The sequence below is a fragment of the Micromonospora sp. KLBMP9576 genome (assembly GCF_050941805.1).
Taxonomy (GTDB): Bacteria; Actinomycetota; Actinomycetes; order Mycobacteriales; family Micromonosporaceae; genus Micromonospora.
The window spans coordinates 548,613-564,378 of the sequence record NZ_CP194567.1 but is presented as its reverse complement, the minus strand read 5'-3'; the positions used below and the strand labels follow the sequence as shown (position 1 = coordinate 564,378).

At 75.9% G+C, this 15,766-nt stretch carries 15 protein-coding genes; 5 read left to right on the top strand and 10 right to left on the bottom strand.

From position 1 onward, the window contains the following. Positions 1 to 152: 152 nt before the first annotated feature. From ACQ452_RS02750 to ACQ452_RS02740, 3 genes are all read right to left on the bottom strand, one after another. Positions 153 to 911, bottom strand: a complete 759-nt coding sequence (locus ACQ452_RS02750; RefSeq protein ID WP_433389447.1) for an SRPBCC family protein — start codon at positions 909 to 911, stop codon at positions 153 to 155. Position 912: 1 nt separating this feature from the next. After that, positions 913 to 1,521, bottom strand: a complete 609-nt coding sequence (locus ACQ452_RS02745) for an ArsR/SmtB family transcription factor (protein ID WP_433389446.1) — start codon at positions 1,519 to 1,521, stop codon at positions 913 to 915. A gap of 68 nt (positions 1,522 to 1,589) precedes the next feature. Next, the gene (locus ACQ452_RS02740; RefSeq protein ID WP_433389445.1) at positions 1,590 to 3,767 is read right to left on the bottom strand and encodes a heavy metal translocating P-type ATPase; all 2,178 of its coding nucleotides are present in this window, start codon (positions 3,765 to 3,767) and stop codon (positions 1,590 to 1,592) included. 221 nt (positions 3,768 to 3,988) lie between these two features. On the opposite strand from ACQ452_RS02740, the gene yidD reads away from it, so the two are divergent. The 4 genes from yidD to ACQ452_RS02720 all read left to right on the top strand — a co-directional run bounded on the left by yidD (position 3,989) and on the right by ACQ452_RS02720 (position 6,756). Next, entirely contained in the window at positions 3,989 to 4,378 is a 390-nt protein-coding gene (gene yidD / locus ACQ452_RS02735) for a membrane protein insertion efficiency factor YidD (protein ID WP_433389444.1), read from the top strand. Positions 4,379 to 4,426: 48 nt separating this feature from the next. Then, positions 4,427 to 4,888: an ATP-binding protein gene (locus ACQ452_RS02730; RefSeq protein ID WP_433389443.1), complete on the top strand. Its 462-nt coding sequence runs from the start codon at positions 4,427 to 4,429 to the stop codon at positions 4,886 to 4,888. Positions 4,889 to 4,951: 63 nt separating this feature from the next. After that, the gene (locus tag ACQ452_RS02725) at positions 4,952 to 5,800 is read left to right on the top strand and encodes an MEDS domain-containing protein (protein ID WP_433389442.1); all 849 of its coding nucleotides are present in this window, start codon (positions 4,952 to 4,954) and stop codon (positions 5,798 to 5,800) included. Continuing rightward, on the top strand, positions 5,797 to 6,756 hold the full coding sequence (locus ACQ452_RS02720) for an anti-sigma factor RsbA family regulatory protein (RefSeq protein ID WP_433389441.1): 960 nt from the start codon (positions 5,797 to 5,799) through the stop codon (positions 6,754 to 6,756). The genes ACQ452_RS02725 and ACQ452_RS02720 overlap by 4 nt, the downstream gene beginning before the upstream one ends. Here the strand turns inward: ACQ452_RS02720 and ACQ452_RS02715 are convergent. Continuing rightward, the gene (locus ACQ452_RS02715) at positions 6,716 to 7,630 is read right to left on the bottom strand and encodes a cytochrome c oxidase assembly protein (RefSeq protein WP_433389440.1); all 915 of its coding nucleotides are present in this window, start codon (positions 7,628 to 7,630) and stop codon (positions 6,716 to 6,718) included. The two genes, ACQ452_RS02720 and ACQ452_RS02715, sit on opposite strands and share 41 nt — an antisense overlap. Continuing rightward, entirely contained in the window at positions 7,582 to 8,031 is a 450-nt protein-coding gene (locus ACQ452_RS02710; protein ID WP_433389439.1) for a DUF2243 domain-containing protein, read from the bottom strand. Before ACQ452_RS02710 ends, ACQ452_RS02715 begins: the two co-directional genes overlap by 49 nt. A gap of 173 nt (positions 8,032 to 8,204) precedes the next feature. Between ACQ452_RS02710 and ACQ452_RS02705 the strand changes: the two genes are divergently transcribed. Beyond that, the gene (locus tag ACQ452_RS02705; RefSeq protein WP_433389438.1) at positions 8,205 to 9,497 is read left to right on the top strand and encodes a DUF2786 domain-containing protein; all 1,293 of its coding nucleotides are present in this window, start codon (positions 8,205 to 8,207) and stop codon (positions 9,495 to 9,497) included. Positions 9,498 to 9,527: 30 nt separating this feature from the next. On the opposite strand, the gene ACQ452_RS02700 is transcribed toward ACQ452_RS02705, so the two are convergent. From ACQ452_RS02700 to ACQ452_RS02680, 5 genes are all read right to left on the bottom strand, one after another. Continuing rightward, a complete protein-coding gene (locus ACQ452_RS02700) occupies positions 9,528 to 11,099 on the bottom strand; it encodes an alpha/beta hydrolase (protein WP_433389437.1) in 1,572 nt (523 codons plus the stop codon). Positions 11,100 to 11,557: 458 nt separating this feature from the next. Continuing rightward, the gene (locus ACQ452_RS02695; RefSeq protein WP_433389436.1) at positions 11,558 to 12,046 is read right to left on the bottom strand and encodes a hypothetical protein; all 489 of its coding nucleotides are present in this window, start codon (positions 12,044 to 12,046) and stop codon (positions 11,558 to 11,560) included. A gap of 177 nt (positions 12,047 to 12,223) precedes the next feature. Beyond that, on the bottom strand, positions 12,224 to 12,397 hold the full coding sequence (locus tag ACQ452_RS02690) for a CsbD family protein (RefSeq protein WP_210833190.1): 174 nt from the start codon (positions 12,395 to 12,397) through the stop codon (positions 12,224 to 12,226). 109 nt (positions 12,398 to 12,506) lie between these two features. Further along, entirely contained in the window at positions 12,507 to 14,759 is a 2,253-nt protein-coding gene (locus ACQ452_RS02685; protein WP_433389435.1) for a heavy metal translocating P-type ATPase, read from the bottom strand. Positions 14,760 to 14,769: 10 nt separating this feature from the next. After that, positions 14,770 to 15,750, bottom strand: a complete 981-nt coding sequence (locus ACQ452_RS02680; protein WP_433389434.1) for a hypothetical protein — start codon at positions 15,748 to 15,750, stop codon at positions 14,770 to 14,772. Positions 15,751 to 15,766 lie beyond the last annotated feature (16 nt).

Here is a 15,766-nt window from a genome sequence, read left to right as displayed (position 1 = left end):
ACGGGCCGACGCGGCACCCCCACCACACACTGTGGAGGCCATGTCGCCCACGTCACGTCCCGGCACCCCTCCTCCGGCCGGGGCGACCGCACGCCCCCGACCCCACCCGAACGCCCGGCGGGGCGGGCCCGCCGGGCGTTCCTGTCGTCGGGTCAGCCCACGGGAAGGGCGGTCAGCCAGTCCTGCCAGGCCCGCTCGGCCCGGGCCGGATCCGGCCCGGCGGCGAAGACGTGGTGGCCGAGGACCAGGGCGTCGCCCCGCTCCGCGCCCGAGTAGAGAAACCGGTAGAGCGCGTCGGCGGTGCGCACGCCGACGTAGGTCGGGAGGCCGGCCAGGTCGACGACGCCCTCGATCGGCGGCAGGCCGTCGACGGTGAACCGGACCCGGTCCCCCACGGCGATCGGCCCGCGCGCGCCGAAGGCGTCGGCCACGGCCGCCCACACCCGGTCCGCGCCGCCGGCGCCCGGGCGGAAGGCCGAGACCGGGGTCGCGGTCCGACCGGGGAAGTGCGCGAGGTACGCGGCCAGCGTCCCGAGGTACATGTCCCAACCGACCGCCATCGCCTCGTACTCGGCCTCCCAGTCGTCGCCGAGGACGCCGCTCTGGACGAGCCGCAGGGTCGTGGCGCCCCGATCGCGGCCCTCGATGAGGTATTCCATGGCCATGAAGGTGCCGTCCGGGGCCGGCTCGGTGCGGTCGGCGAACCGCTTGCCGGGCTCCCAGGCGGTGACGGTGGCCTCCTCGACGTGGCCGGCCATCGTCAGGCGGGTCCGGCCGCCCTCGCCCGGCTCGACCTCGCTGCGGCCCATGAACCAGGAGTCGATGCCCGGGCCGGTGGTGATGGCCTCCCACACCTGCTCGGGCGTGGCGTTCAGCTCGACGTCCTTGCGCAACTCGAAGTGGTGTCCCATGTCAGTGCTCCTCGCTCGGGTTGCTGTCGTCGGGGTCGGCGGCGGGGTGCAGGGCGACCACCAACCGGTGCTCGCGGCCGCCGGGGGCGTTCTCGTCGTGGTACCTGCCGACCAGGGCGCTGACGGTGGCCGCCAGTTCCTCGGCGAAGGCCGCCCGGTCGCGCGCCGAGGCGAAGCGGACGGTGCCGTCGACGGCGAACGTCGCCACCCGCCGCTTCGCCCGCTCCGAGCCGGTGATGAGCGCGCCGACGTCCTGCACGAGCCGGGCGGCGAGCGCCAGCAGCCAGCGCGCCGACAGCCGGTCCGGCGACACCGACGGATCGGGTCGTACGGCGGCGTGGGCCGCTGGCGAGATCACGTACGACGCCGCGGTGGCACGCATGACCCGCTCGGTGACGTTGCCCTTGCGGCGCTCCTGCACCAGCTCGACCAGGCCGTGCTGCTCCAGCGCCCGGAGGTGGTAGTTGACCTTCTGCCGGGGCAGCCCCACGCGGGCGGCGAGCATCGTCGCCGACGCCGGCTCGGCGAGCGCGGCCAGCAGCCGGGCCCGCATGGGGTCCAGCGACGCCTCGGCCGCCGCCGGATCCTCGATCACTGCGATCTCGAACATGGCCACAGCGTCCCACCGACAATTTTTATTGTCAAGACAATTCGTTTGTTCGGTGGAGTGCCGGACGGTCAGCGCCCGCCCGGCACTCCACCCTGCGCCGGGCTGCTCACCGCGCCGGACTCCGCGCCGCTCTGCTCCTGCGCCGGACGCAGGCGCACCCGGCGCAGGAGCTGGGCGTTGAGCGCCACCACGATCGTCGAGGCCGACATGAGAATCGCCCCGACCGCCGGGCTGAGCGTCACCCCGGCCCAGGCCAGCACCCCCGCGGCCAACGGCAGGGCCACCACGTTGTAGCCGGCGGCCCAGGCCAGGTTCTGGATCATCTTGCGGTACGACGCCCGGGAGAGCCGGATCACGCCGGTCACGCCGCGCGGGTCGGAGGAGGCGAGCACCACCCCGGCCGACTCGATCGCCACGTCGGTGCCGGCACCGATGGCGATGCCCACGTCGGCGCGGGCCAGGGCGGGGGCGTCGTTCACCCCGTCGCCGACCATCGCCACCCGCAGCCCGCGCCGTTGCAGGCCGGCCACCGCGTCGTCCTTGTCGGCCGGCAGCACCTCGGCGAAGACCTCGTCGACGCCGGGCCGGAAGCCGAGGTCGGCGGCGACCGCCTCGGCCACCGACCGGGCGTCCCCGGTGATCATCACGATCTTGCCGACGCCCTGCCGCCGCAGCTCGGCGATCGCCTCCCGGGCCTCGGGGCGCACCTGGTCCTCAAGCGCGAGCGCGCCGAGCACGGTGGCCGCGTCACCGTCGAGGCGCAGCAGGTGCAGCACCGCCGCGCCCCGGCGCGACCAGTCCTCCTGCCGCTCGACCAGCTCGCCCGGCACCTCGGCGCGCAGCTCGCGAAGCAGGGCGGGCCCACCGACGGCGTACGCCGTGCCGTCGACCTCGGCGCGGACGCCGCGCCCGGTCAGCGAGCGGAACCCCGTCGCCCGCCGGGCCACGCCGCGTTCCGCCCCGGCGGCCACGATGGCCCGCGCGAGGGGATGCTCGCTGTCCGCCTCCACCGCCGCCGCCAGGGCGAGCACGTCGTCCTCGCCGCCTCCCCCGGCGGCGACCACCCCGGACACCACGTGCTCGCCGCGGGTCAGGGTGCCGGTCTTGTCGAACAGCACCGCGTCGACAGTGCGCATCCGCTCCAGCGCCAGCCGGTCCTTGACCAGGATCCCGCCCCTGGCCGCCACGGCGGTGGACAGCGCGATCACCAAGGGGATGGCCAGGCCCAACGCGTGCGGGCAGGCGATCACCAGCACGGTGACGGTGCGCACCACGGCCTCGCCCGGGTCGCCCAGCAGGGCCCACGTCACCAGGGTCGCCAGGGCCACCGCGGTCGCGACGTAGAACAGCCAGGCGGCGAACCGGTCGGCGAGCACCTGCGCGCGACCGCTCGACTGTTGCGCCTGGGCCACCAGGCGCTGGATGCCGGCCAGCGCGGTGTCCGCGCCGACCGCCTCGACGCGCACCCGGATCGCCGCATCGGTGGCCACCGTGCCGGCGACCACCCGGTCCCCGACGCCGCGCGAGACCGGCCGCGACTCCCCGGTGACCATGGACTCGTCCAGCTCGGCGTCGCCCTCGGTGATCCGGCCGTCGGCCGGCACCCGGGCGCCGGGGCGGACCAGCACCAGGTCCTCGACCCGCAGGTCCGCCACGGAGACCCGTTCGACCCCACCGTCGGCGGTCACCCGTTCGGCGTCGTCGGGCAGCAGCGCCGCCAGGGCGGACAGGGCGCCCTGCGCCTGGCCGATGGCCTTCATCTCCTGCCAGTGCCCGAGCAGCATGATCGTGACCAGGGCCGCCAGCTCCCACCAGAAGTCCAGGTCGAAGGCACCGAGCGCGGTCGCCGCCGAGGCGACGTAGGCCACCGTGATGGCCATCGCGATCAGCAGCATCATGCCGGGCGCCCGGTCGCGCACCTCCCGCACCGCGCCCACCAGGAACGGCCAGCCGCCGTAGAGGAAGACGACCGTGCCGAGGACCGGGCCGACCCACGCCCTGCCCGGAAACTCCAGGTCGTAGCCGAACCAGTCCATCACCATGTGGCTGGTCAGCACGATCGGCACGCTCAGCGCCAGGCTGAGCCAGAACTTGCGGCGGAACATCTCCGGGTCGTGCCCGGCGTGCTTGTCGTGGCCGCCGTGCCCGCTCCCGTGTGCGTGGTCCTCGGCGGGCGGCGGCGCTTCACCGGTGGCTGGCGCGGGGGGCCGGTGGTCGTCGTGCGGGTGGTGCGGGTGCTGGGACATCGCTGTGCCTCCTCGCCACCACCATATACCCCCTCGGGGTATCCGCAAGGCCGGTCCTCGAAGGCGGGCAGCCCGGGCCGGCAGGCTCCCGACCGGCGCGGGCGGCCCGGTGGAGCGATCGGCTGACCGCGCCGAGGCCGGCTGCCCAGGTCGTGCCGGGGGTCGCGCGGGCGGCCGGGCCGGCGGCACGCCGGTTGCGGCGTTGACCGATGATCGGCCCCATGTTCCGACGCATCCGAGAACGCGCCCGCGAGAACCGCAGGCAACAGGACGCCTTCGCGAAGAGTTCTAGGTCGAAGAACCCGGACGGCTGCTGCGACTGTTGCGGCGCCGTCGGCCTGTTCGGCGCCCTGCTGACGATCGCCTCGGCGACCGCCGCCGCCACCCGCGCGCCGGCGCTCGACCGGGCCGGGCTGGCGGCGATCCGGGGCTACCGCCGGTGGCTCTCGCCGCGCTGGCCGGGGCGGTGCCGGTTCACCCCGACGTGCGGGGCGTACGGGTTGGTGGCGGTGCAGCGGTACGGCATGGCGGCGGGTGGCCGGATGGCCGCCGAGCGGGTGCGCCGCTGCCGACCCGGAACCCCCCGCGGCGGCCACGACCCGGTGCGCTGACCCGCCCGCCCCGGTATGAGCCGGCGGGAGATCGGGTATCACGAGACCATGGGCCAGCTGAGCAGTTCCCCACCGCCGCCGCAGGCCACCGAGCTGCGGCGATGGACGTTGTCCGAGGCGGCGGACCTGCGCGCCCTGCGGGCCTCCCTGCACGAGGAACTGACCGGCGACGTGCTCGGCCCGGACGAGGCCCTGGAGGCGGTCCCCGAGCTGATGGCGCTGATCGCCACCGAGCTCGCCACGAACGCCCTGCGCCACGGCATCCCGCCGACCCTCGTCCGGCTGCTCGCCACCGAGGACCACCTCGTCCTCGACGTCGCCGACCACGACCTGGGCTCCCTGCCGGAGCTGGCCGATCCCCGAGGCGACAGCGACAGCGACGGCGGGCGCGGCATGGAGCTGGCCCGCGCGCTCTCGCTCGACGTCGGCTGGTACGCCACGGGCAGCACCAAGAACATCTGGGCGTCCTTCCCCCGCACCACCCGACTGAGCGGGACACACCGCGCCTGACCGGTGACGCCCGGGCGCGACCGACGGAAGACCACCTCCCGCCGGCCGCCTACAATCGTCCACGTGAGGCACCCGGGTGTGGTCGACGGAGCACGGCGCAGCGTGCCGCCCGGCCACCTGTGCTGGTCGTACGACCACGTCGAGTCCCTCGCCGACCAGGCGGAACGCCACCTGGTCGCCAGCCTCGCCGCCGGCGAACGCTTCTGGTACATCACCCCGCGACCCGCCGACCCGGTCGCCGACCGACTGCGGGCCCTGCCCGACTTCGCCGCCGCCGCGCGCCGGGGCGCGGCGGCCGTGATCCCCCTCTTCTCGACCTACTCGCACGGCCAGATCGTCGACCCGGCGACGCAGGTCGCCGCCTACGCGGCCGCCACCGACGAGGCGCTCGGCGACGGCCACAGCGGGCTGCGCGTCGTCGCGGAGGCCACCGAGCTGGTCCGCAGCCCGGCCCAGCTCGACGCCTTCACCCGCTACGAGCACCAGATCGACCACTACATGCGCGCCCGACCGTTCTCCGCCATGTGCGCCTACCACCGGCCCACCCTGGGCGCGGCGGCGATCACGGAGCTGGCCTGCATGCACCCGGAGAGCAACGTCGAGGGCCTGCTGTTCCGGTTGTACGCCCCGGCGCCCGGCGACGGGCACGCCGCGCTCGCCGGCGAACTGGACATGTCGAACCACGAGCTGTTCCGCACCGCCCTGGCGCGCGCCGACCTGCGGCCCACCGGCGGCGAGCTGGTGCTGTCGGCGCCCGAGCTGCGGTTCCTCGACCACCGCGCCCTCGCCCACCTGGCCGAGTACGCGCACCGCCGCGGCGCGACGGCCGTGCTGCGCACCCCCCGCTCGGCGGCGGCCCGCCTGGTGGACCTGCTGGAGCTGCCCGGCGTCCGGGTGGAGATCGTGCCATGAGGACCGGCGCGGCCGCCGGCCACCGGGGCTACTTCCACGAGGCGGTCTCCTACGACCACGACGACGAGTTGCTGGCCGTGGCGGTGCCGTTCCTGCTCGGCGGCGTCGACGCGGGCGAGCCCACGTTCGTGGCCCTGGGCGAGCGCACCGGCGGGCTGGTCCGCGCGGCGCTGCCGGCCGACTGCGGGGTCGAGTACCTGGCCGGCGGCGACGTCTACGCCCGGCCCGCCGCCGCCATCCGGTCCTACCGTCAGCTCCTCGCCGAGCGGGTCGCCGCCGGCGCCACCCAGATCCGGATCATCGGCGAGGTGCCCGCCACCGAGTTCGGCGCGACCTGGGACTGGTGGGCCCGCTACGAGTCGGCGATAAACCACGCGTACGACGACTTCCCGCTGTGGAGCATGTGCGCGTACGACACCCGGATCACCCCGCCGTCGGTCATGGCGGACGTGGCCCGCACGCATCCCCGCTTCGCCACCGCAGACGGGCGGCACGTGCCCAGCCCGGCCTGGACCACGCCGGCGGAATACCTGCGGGAGAACCGGCCGATCGTGCCCGACCCCGTCCAGGCGCAGCCACCGGCCGTCGAGCTGGTCGACCCGACGGCGGCCGAGGCCCGCGCCGCGGTACACAAGGCCGACCACGGTCAGCTCCCGGTCGACGACGTGGAGGATCTCGTCGTCGCGGTGAGCGAGATCGTCACCAACGCCCTGCGCCACGGCCAGCCACCGGTGCGGTTGTGCGTCTGGGCCGGCGACGACCGCATCGTGGCGGCGGTCAGCGATCGCGGCCAGGGGCCGGGCGACCCGTTCTGCGGGCTGCTTCCCGCGTCCGGCTCCGCGCCGGGCGGGCTCGGGGTCTGGATCACCTACCAGTCGTGCAACCACGTGACCTGGCAGCGCGACGGCGACGGCTTCACGCTGCGGCTGACGGCCGGGCGGGCACACTCCGGCTGACGGCGATCCGCCCGGTCGCGCCTGCCACGGGCGGGCCGACGCCCGCGGCGGACACCGCCCGGCGCGGCCGGCGCCGGTGGTACCAGGCGGCGAAGAGGGCGGCGGCGAGCAGCAGTTCGGCGACGTCCCCGCCGTAGTACATGAGCCGGGCAGCCGCCCGCAGCGCCTCGACGTCCCGGTCCGGCAGCCCGGGCGGCAGCGTGTCGGCGTGCGCGTAGAGGTACTTGGCCAGCACGGCGTGCCCCGCTCCCGAGCCGAGCAGCGCAGCCGCCCGCACCACCAGGCCGGGCCGTCGCGGGGCCGGGTCGGGACCGGCCACCGCCCAGGCGAAGAGGTAACCGGCCGCGACGTAGTGCACGTGCAGGGCGTGGTGCAGCAACGGGTTCCGCTCGGCCGCCGCGTAGAGGCCGGTGAGCAGCACCAGCGCCAGCCCGCCGGTGCTGAGCAGCACCGCAGTCACCGGATGGGCCAGCAGGTGCACCGGCCGGGCCCGCAGGAAGCGGCCCACCCGGCGGCCGACCGGCGGCGGGACGACCCGCAGCAGCAGGGTCACCGGCGCGCCGAGGGCCAGCGCGAGCGGCGCGAACATACCGAGCAGCAGGTGCTGGGCCATGTGGGCGCGCGGGTCGCCCGGCCCGCCCGCCAGCGGGCCGAGGGCGACCGCCAGCACCGCGCAGCCGGTCAGCCAGGCCGCCGTACGCCGACGCCGCCAGCCGCGTCGGTCCCGCGACACCGCCAGCAGGTAGCCGGCGGCGAGCGACGCGACGACCGCGAGCGGCAGCGGATCGACCCCGCCGGCCGCGGGGCCGGCGTGGGCGAGCGCCGTCACCGGGTGGCGCGGCCGGAGCGGGACCGTGCCCGCCAGGTCAGCCACGCGCCGAGCAGCAGCAGCACGACCGCGGAGACGTTCCACACCACGTCGTACGGCAGCAGGTGCACCCCGTAGCGGATCTGGTGCAGCCGCAGCACCTTGTGGTCGACGATCCCGTCGAAGAGCTGGAACGCCCCGGCGCCGAGCAGGACCCCGCCCCAGGCGGCCAGCGGGACCAGGGCACCCCGGCGGCGCAGGTCGGCGTACCAGAAGAAGCCACCGACCAGGGCGATCAGCTCGGCCGAGTGCAGCAGCCCGTCGGAGAGCAGCCCGACGGCGGGGGTGGACCGGTCGTAGAAGTGGTGCCAGCCGAGGATCTGGTGGAAGACGATCTCGTCGACGGCCGCCATCACCGCCACCCCGATCACGGCGGCGGCGAGGACCGACCGGCGGAGATCAGGCACGCCGGCGGCGACGTTTCGGGACAATGAACTCACCATCGCACCTCGCATCGTGTGCCGTCGCACCACGAACTACCCCGGGTCGGGCCGAATCATGCGCGCGGCTCGGCGGGGTGCCGGTGGCACGGGTCACGCCCGGCGACCGGCGCGGCGGGGCCGGGGGTACCTTCGGCAGGTTGGCGACGATCGTTTCCCGGGTGCGGGAGAAGCAGACCCCAGGAGGAACGGCCGTGCCGGACGCCGAGGAACTGATCAGCGACGCCCTGGCGGCGGTGCGCGGCACCGACGTACGCCTCGCGGAGCGGCAGCTCGACCGGCTGATGATCGGGACGGGCGCCGCGGCCGGCGCGGCGGACGTGGACGCCGCGCTCCTGCGCCGCCTGGCCGGGGGCGTCGGGCGGTCGGCGCAGCGCGGCTGGCAGCCGGTGGACCTTGCCCGGCTCGCCACCCGCCGGCTCGCTCCCCCGTCGGCCGGGCTGGTCACCGACGCGCTCGCCGCGCACCGCCGCGACCTGACCGGGCCGGTGCCGCAGTGGTGGGACGACCAGCTCCGCGACCTGGGCGCGGGGGTGTGGTGGGACACCGACGAGGCACACCTGACCGCCTGGTCGGCCCGCGTCGGGTGCGACCGTTTCACCGCGCTGCGGGCGGCGGTCGACGCGTTGGCCCTGGTCGAGGGGCTTCCGCCCATCGCCGTGCTGCGCCCGCCGCCCGGCTCGTCCGGTGCGGGCGTCACGTCCGGCGGGTCGGGCGGCGGCTCCCGGATGCTGGGCCGGGTGCGGGCCCTGCTGGCCAAGGCGGAGTCGACCACCTATCCGGCCGAGGCGGAGGCACTGACCGGCAAGGCCCAGGAGCTGATCGCCCGGCACAGCATCGACCAGGCGCTGCTGGCCGGCGTGGCCGAGCACGGTGACCGGCCCGGCGGGGTGCGCCTCGGCACCGAGCCCCCGTACGCCGGCGCGAAGGCGCTGCTGGCACAGGAGGTGGCGGCGGCGAACCGCTGCGAGGCCGTGTGGTCCGACGACCTCGGTTTCACCACGGTGCTGGGCTGGCCGGCCGACCTGGAGGCCGTCGAGCTGCTCCACACCTCGCTGCTGGTGCAGGCCACCGCCGCGATGCTGCGCGGCCGGGGCGAGCGGCGGGCCAAGGGCGCCGGCCGGCGGACCCGGGACTACGACGAGTCCTTCCTCAACGCCTTCGCACTGCGGATCGGCGAGCGGTTGCGCTCCGCCACCGAGGAGGCGGACCGGGAGGCGGCGACGCAGGCGGGGCCCGAGCGGCTGCTGCCGGTGCTCGCCAGCCGCGCCGAGGCGGTGCGCGAACGCCTCGACACGCTCTTCCCCGGCGTCACCCGGGGTCGGCTCACCGTCCGCGACGCCGACGGCTGGTCGTCCGGCACCTCCGCCGCCGACCGCGCCTCGCTGGGCACCGCCGCCGCCCCGAAGCGTCAGGTGCGCGGCCGGCGCTGAGGCTCGCCCCGCGCCGGCCGGCTCCCCACGTCAGACCCCGGGCTCCGCGACGGCCGGGCAGCTGCTGCCGTCGGCGGGCACGTCGAGCGAGATCAGGTAGCTGTCGATCGCCGCGCCCATGCACGGGCTCCGGAGGTAGCTGCCGTGCCCGGCGCCCTCGTAGGTGAGCAGCACGCCGGAGCGGCCGAGCTGCCGCGACACGTTCGTCGCCCAGTTGTGGCCGCTCACCGGGTCGTACCGGCTGTTGGCGACCAGCAGCGGCATGTCGGTGCGGACCCGGAGCCGGTGCTGCGGGTTGGCGACCGGGGCCGGCGTGCCGAGGCAGGTCGCGATCGCCAGCACCGTCTGCGGGTAGCGCAGGTCGGGCGCGATCCGGGCCGTCCGGCGCAGGTGGGCCGCGTACTCGCGGTGGCTGCGCACGGGCAGGTGCCAGTCGGCGCAGAAGACCGCGAAGGGGTACGGCACGACGGTCTCCTGGCCGGCCGCGGCACGGGGCCCGGCGGCGGCGGGCGGGCTCGCCCGCATGGTGACGATGTGCCGGGCCAGGCCGGCCCGGTCGGGGCCCTTCAGCTTGTGCTGGGCGAACCGGCTCAGGTCGTACGGGGTGAGTGTCCTGCCGGGCTCCTCCGGATCGACCAGGTCGCCCCGCTGCGCCCGGGGGAACAGGCCGGCCCAGACGGCGCGCACGTCCTCGCCGTGCAGGGCGCAGCTCGGCGTACGGGCGCACCAGGCGACGAACTCGTCGAAGGAGCCCTGGGCGGCGGCGGCCTGGGTGTCGAGGAACGCCCGGGTGCCGAGGCTGTGGTCGACGGCGCTCTCCAGCACCGCCGCCCGCACCCGGTGCGGAAACTCCTCTGCGTACTGCGCGCCGAGCAGGGTGCCGTAGGAGCTGCCGTGGAAGGTGAGCCGGGACTCGCCGAGCGCCGCCCGGACGGCGTCCAGGTCCCGTACGGTGCTGCGGGTGTCGACGTGGTCGTAGAGCGGCCCGGTCCGCGCCCGGCAGTCGGCCCGCAGCAGCTCGTTGTCTGCCAGCAGGGCGTCGAACCGGGCCTGGTCGGCGATGATCCGGGGTTGCCGGCCGAGCAGTTCCGCCGAGCAGCGCACCGGGTTGCTGCGGCCGATGCCGCGCGGGTCGAAGCTGACGATGTCGAACCGGCGGCGCAGCTCCTCGCTGAACCTGTCGTTCGCGATGATCCGATCGACCCCGGAGTCCCCCGGTCCGCCCGGGCCGAAGATCAGCGAGCCGATCCGGGCCGGGTCGGTGGTGACGCGGCGGGCCAGGTGGAGCGTGAACCGGTGCCCGCTCGGCCGGTCCCAGTCCACGGGGAGCGAGAGGGTGCCGCACTGCGCGTCGCGGTCGTCGGCGCAGGCCTGCCAGGCGATACCCGGCAGTGCGGCGGCCGGGGCGGCCGAGACCGGCGCGGGCGACGGCATCCCGCTCGCCAGGACCGCGACGGCCGCGGCGACCGCCAGCCCCCGCAGACGGGCGGGGCGTCGGCGCGGGCCCACCCCGTCGGCGTCCTGCCGAGCCGGGTCGTCCGTGGCACCGGGGCCAGGGGGATGGTCGCCGTGGTGGGCGGCGGAGGTGCGTAGGTGGGGCACGGGACGTGTCCTCTCCGTCGAGAAAACGGTGCGGTGGGGCCGCCCTCGGGCGCGGTGACGCCGCCCCCCGCCGGTCCCCCGAGTCGGGGCTCGGCGGCCGGGGCCGGCTGCGTCGGGACTCGTCGCCGCCGGCCGGCGGATCGAGGGCCATGAGCGGCAGTCGCCCTCGGACGGAAGTTAGCGGGCCGGCGTTCGTGGGGTCACCAGTAGACGGACGATCTCAGGGACACGTGGGGGAGCCCCCCGACGCGTCCCGGAGCGGCTCGGACGGCGGCCCGGGGCCAACCGGTTCCGGCGGCCCGGGGCGCGACTGCCGGCGGGTGGCGCGGCAGCGGCGGGCCGGCAGCAGCGGCGGGCCGGCAGCGGGCCGGGGCGCGGCAGTAGCGGGCCGGGGGCGGCGGCGGGCCGGCAGCGGGCCGGGGCGCGGCAGTAGCGGGCCGGGGGCGGCAGTAGCGGGGTCAGGCGCGGCAGTGGCGGGTCAGCTCCGGGGGGATGGTGCTGAAGGTGGAGTCCACCCAGGCGGCGGGCCGGGGCGCCCGGGAGCCGGCGGCGATCCGGTCGGCGGTCTCCTCGATGAGGGCGCGGATCTGCGGGTCGGCGGCGCGGCGGGCCTGCGCGCGTACGTCGTCGGCCAGCTCCGCGAGGTCGCGTCGGAGCTGGTCGGCGGCCTGGTCCCCGGCGCGGTCGCGGGGGACGGCGACCGGGTGGGTGGCGATCTTGCGGCCGGCCGCGAGGATGACCTGGTCGGCCTGACGGCAGACCTCGACGGTGTTGGCGGCTGTCGCGGCGACCGGGGCCAGGGTGGCGTTCGCCGGGGGTGCCGGGCTCGGCTGGGTCGCGGCGGTACGGGCGGCCTGCTCCTGCGCGGCTTCCTGGCACCCGACGGCCAGCACCCCGAGCGCCACCGCGGCGGCGGCGCGCCGGGCGTAGAGGACGGACCGGGACACGGGACCTCCCGTTCGGGGTCTCCACCGTCCTGCGGGACGGCGCGGGTGCGGCCGATGTCGACGGCGGCGTTCGTCCTGTCAACGGGTGGCGTCACCCGCGGGACACGCCGGGCCGTTCACGCCCTCCGCCGGGTCGGCCCCAGGGGGCCGACCCGGCGGTGGCGACGCGTACGCGGGTCAGCTCTTGAAGGCGTCCTTGATCTTCTCGCCGGCCTGCTTGAGCTTGGCGCCGGCCTGGTCGTTGCGCCCCTCGGCCTCGAGCCGCTCGTTGTCGGTGGCCCGGCCGGCGCCTTCCTTCAGCTTGCCGGCCGCGTCCTCGGTCGTGTTGTTGATCTTATCGTCGAAACCCATGTCAACCTCCCGATTGGCGGTGCCGGTACGCCACCTGATGTACCCCGCTCCGCCGCCGCCCAACCATCCGGCCACGGCCGCCGGCTCGTAGCGGACATCCCGGCCGGAATCAGGCGACCGGGCGGAACCCGCGCAGCCGGAGGCTGTTGGCGACCACGAAGACCGAGGAGAAGGCCATCGCGGCACCGGCGATCATCGGGTTCAGCAGGCCGGCGGCGGCCAGCGGCAGGGCCGCCACGTTGTAGGCGAAGGCCCAGAACAGGTTGCCCTTGATGATGCCGAGGGTGCGCCGGGCGAGCCGGATCGCGTCCACGGCTGCCATCAGGTCGCCCCGGACCAGGGTGAGGTCGGACGCCTCGATCGCCACGTCCGTGCCCGTGCCCATGGCGAGACCGAGATCGGCCTGGGCCAGCGCGGCGGCGTCGTTGACCCCGTCGCCGACCATCGCCACCGCCCGCCCCTCGTCCTGGAGCCGCCGCACGACGTCGACCTTGTCGGCGGGCAGCACCTCGGCGATCACCTCGTCGATGCCCAGCTCGGCGGCCACCGCCTGGGCGACGGGGGTGTTGTCGCCGGTCAGCAGCACCGGCGTCAGGCCCAGCGCGCGGAGCTGCCCGATCGCCGCCCGGCTCGTCGGCCGGACCACGTCGGCGACCGCGAGGACCCCGCGGGCCCGGCCGTCCCAGCCGGCCAGCACCGCCGTCCGCCCCTCGGCCTCCGCCCCGGCCGCCGCCCGCGCGACCTCCTCCGGCACGTCGAGGCCGTGCTCGCGCAGCAGTCGGGGCCGGCCGATCAGCAGTTCCCGGCCGTCGACCGTCCCGCGCACGCCCATGCCCTCGGTGTTGGCGAAGCCGGTCACCGGCGGCAGCGCGCCCGCCTCGGCCGCCCCGGCGGCGATCGCCCGGGCGATCGGATGCTCCGACGCGGACTCCAGCGCCCCGGCGAGCCGGAGCAGCTCGGTCCGGTCCTCGCCGGCCGCCGGGAGGACGTCCACCAGGGTCATCCGGCCGGTGGTGACGGTGCCGGTCTTGTCCAGCACCACGGTGTCCACCCGCTTCGTGGACTCCAGCACCTCCGGCCCCTTGATCAGGACGCCGAGCTGCGCGCCCCGGCCGGTGCCGACCAGCAGGGCGGTCGGCGTGGCCAGCCCGAGGGCGCACGGGCAGGCGATGATCAGCACCGCCACGGCGGCGGTGAAGGCGGCGGTGGCGCCCGACCCGGTGCCGAACCACCAGCCGAGGGTGCCCACCGCGAGGGCGATCACGATCGGCACGAAGACGCCGGAGATCCGGTCCGCCAGGCGCTGCACCGCCGCCTTGCCGGACTGTGCCTGCTCGACCAGCCGGGCCATCTGGGCGAGCTGGGTGTCGCCGCCGATCCGGGTGGCGGTGACCACCAGCCGCCCGCCCGCGTTGACGGTCGCGCCGACCACGGCGTCGCCCGGACCGACCTCGACCGGGACGGACTCGCCGGTGAGCATGCTGGCGTCGACCGCCGACGTGCCCTCGTCGACGACCCCGTCCGTGGCGATCTTCTCGCCGGGCCGGACCACGAACCGGTCCCCCACGACGAGTTGGTCCACGGGGATCCGGGTCTCCGTGCCGCCGCGCAGCACCGCGACGTCCCTGGCGCCCAGCTCCAGCAGGGCGCGCAGGGCCGCGCCGGCGGTCCGCTTCGCCCGCGCCTCGAAGTAGCGGCCGGCGAGGATGAACACCGTCACCCCGGCCGCCGCCTCCAGGTAGATGTTGCCGGCGCCGTCCGTGCGGTCGATGGCGAGCGTGAACGGGTGGGTCATTCCCGGTGTCCCGGCGGTGCCGAGGAAGAGCGCCCACACCGACCAGCCGAACGCGGCCAGGGTGCCGAGCGAGACCAGGGTGTCCATGGTCGCCGCGCCGTGCCGCAGGTTGATCCAGGCGGCCCGGTGGAAGGGCAGCCCGCCGTAGACCACGACCGGGGCGGCCAGGGTCAGCGACAGCCACTGCCAGAAGTCGAACTGCCAGGCGGGCACCATCGCCAGCACGATCACCGGCACGGTGAGCACGGCCGAGACCCAGAGCCGGGTACGCAGGCCGCGCAGCTCGTCCACCGGCTCGGCGGCCGGTGCGCCGCCCGCGGGCGTGGGCGGGGGCGGCAGGGCCGCCGTGTAGCCGGTCTTCTCGACCGTGGAGATCAGCTCGTCCGGGGTGACCTCGTCGGCGTACCGGACGGTGGCCTTCTCCGTGGCGTAGTTGACGGTGGCGGTCACCCCGTCCAGCCGGTTCAGTTTCTTCTCGATCCGGGCGGCGCAGGAGGCGCAGGTCATTCCGCCGATCACCAGCTCTATCTGGTTCGGCGCGTACGGCAGGGGCTTGCTGGTCGTCATCACGGTCCCGTCAGTCGTGCCCGTGACCGGGGACGCCATGGCTGGCGTCGGCGGTCGGGGAGTTCGTGGCGGCGGGCGTGCCCGCCGCCGGGGCGGTCGGCGCGGCCGGGCCGCCCGCGACGACTGTGAACTCGGCGGTACGCACGACGCCGCCGTGCTTGAAGTCGAGATAAAGCCGGTAGGCGCCGGCCGACGGCACCTCGGCCGAGAAGCTCACGTCGGGGCCGGGGGCCGTGCGCCCGTCACCGGGCTCGCCGTTCGGGTGCACGTGCAGGTACGCCAGGTCGCCCTGGCGCAGCGCCACCAGGTGGCCGTACGCCCCCAGGTAGGGCTCCAGGTCGGTGACCGGCTGGCCGTCGCGGCGCACGGTCAGGTTCAGCTCGGCGGTGCGGCCGGGCTCGGGTGCGCCGGCGAGCGTGACCGTGTAGCCGTCGACCGTGGTGCTGGTCGCCGGGGCGGGCAGGGGCCGCCCGGTCAGCGCGCCGGGGACGGTCACGTCGACGCCGAGGGTCAGGGCCTCGGCACCGGTGGGGGTGAAGTCGGCGAACGCCCGCCAGACGCCGGGCCCGGCGAGCGGCGAGTCGACCCGCCAGGTGCCGTCCGGCGCCATCTCCGGGTGCACGTGCCGGAAGCCGGAGAGGTCGCGGCGGGCCACGATCAGGTGCATGCGCTTGTCGTGCGCCACGTCGTACGCGGTGACGGCCCGGCCGTCGGAACCGGTGACCTGGAAGGTGAACTGTCCGGCGGGTGCGTCGAGGAGCCGCAGGGTGTAGCCGCGGTCGGAGACGAGCAGGCCGCCGGGCAGGCGCTCCGTCGCGCCGTTGTCGCCCCCGTGTCCGGCCTCGCCGTCGGTCCCGTGGCCCCCGGTGGCGTCGTGCGGTGCTTCGACGGGCGGCGCCACGGGGTCGGCCACCCGGCCGACCCCGTACGTCGCGCCGAACACCACCGCGAGGCCGAGGGCGAAACCGCTCAGCTTCGTCGCCGTGTTCATTGTGTGCCTCGTTTCC

Excerpts from the sequence above, each read along its gene's own strand:
- yidD (WP_433389444.1), top strand. The coding sequence starts at position 3,989 with ATGTTCCGACGCATCCGAGAACGCGCCCGCGAGAACCGCAGGCAACAG.
- ACQ452_RS02730 (WP_433389443.1), top strand. The coding sequence starts at position 4,427 with ATGGGCCAGCTGAGCAGTTCCCCACCGCCGCCGCAGGCCACCGAGCTG.
- ACQ452_RS02750 (WP_433389447.1), bottom strand. The coding sequence starts at position 911 with ATGGGACACCACTTCGAGTTGCGCAAGGACGTCGAGCTGAACGCCACG.
- ACQ452_RS02680 (WP_433389434.1), bottom strand. The coding sequence starts at position 15,750 with ATGAACACGGCGACGAAGCTGAGCGGTTTCGCCCTCGGCCTCGCGGTG.
- ACQ452_RS02740 (WP_433389445.1), bottom strand. The coding sequence starts at position 3,767 with ATGTCCCAGCACCCGCACCACCCGCACGACGACCACCGGCCCCCCGCG.
- ACQ452_RS02685 (WP_433389435.1), bottom strand. The coding sequence starts at position 14,759 with ATGACGACCAGCAAGCCCCTGCCGTACGCGCCGAACCAGATAGAGCTG.
- ACQ452_RS02745 (WP_433389446.1), bottom strand. The coding sequence starts at position 1,521 with ATGTTCGAGATCGCAGTGATCGAGGATCCGGCGGCGGCCGAGGCGTCG.
- ACQ452_RS02720 (WP_433389441.1), top strand. The coding sequence starts at position 5,797 with ATGAGGACCGGCGCGGCCGCCGGCCACCGGGGCTACTTCCACGAGGCG.
- ACQ452_RS02690 (WP_210833190.1), bottom strand. The coding sequence starts at position 12,397 with ATGGGTTTCGACGATAAGATCAACAACACGACCGAGGACGCGGCCGGC.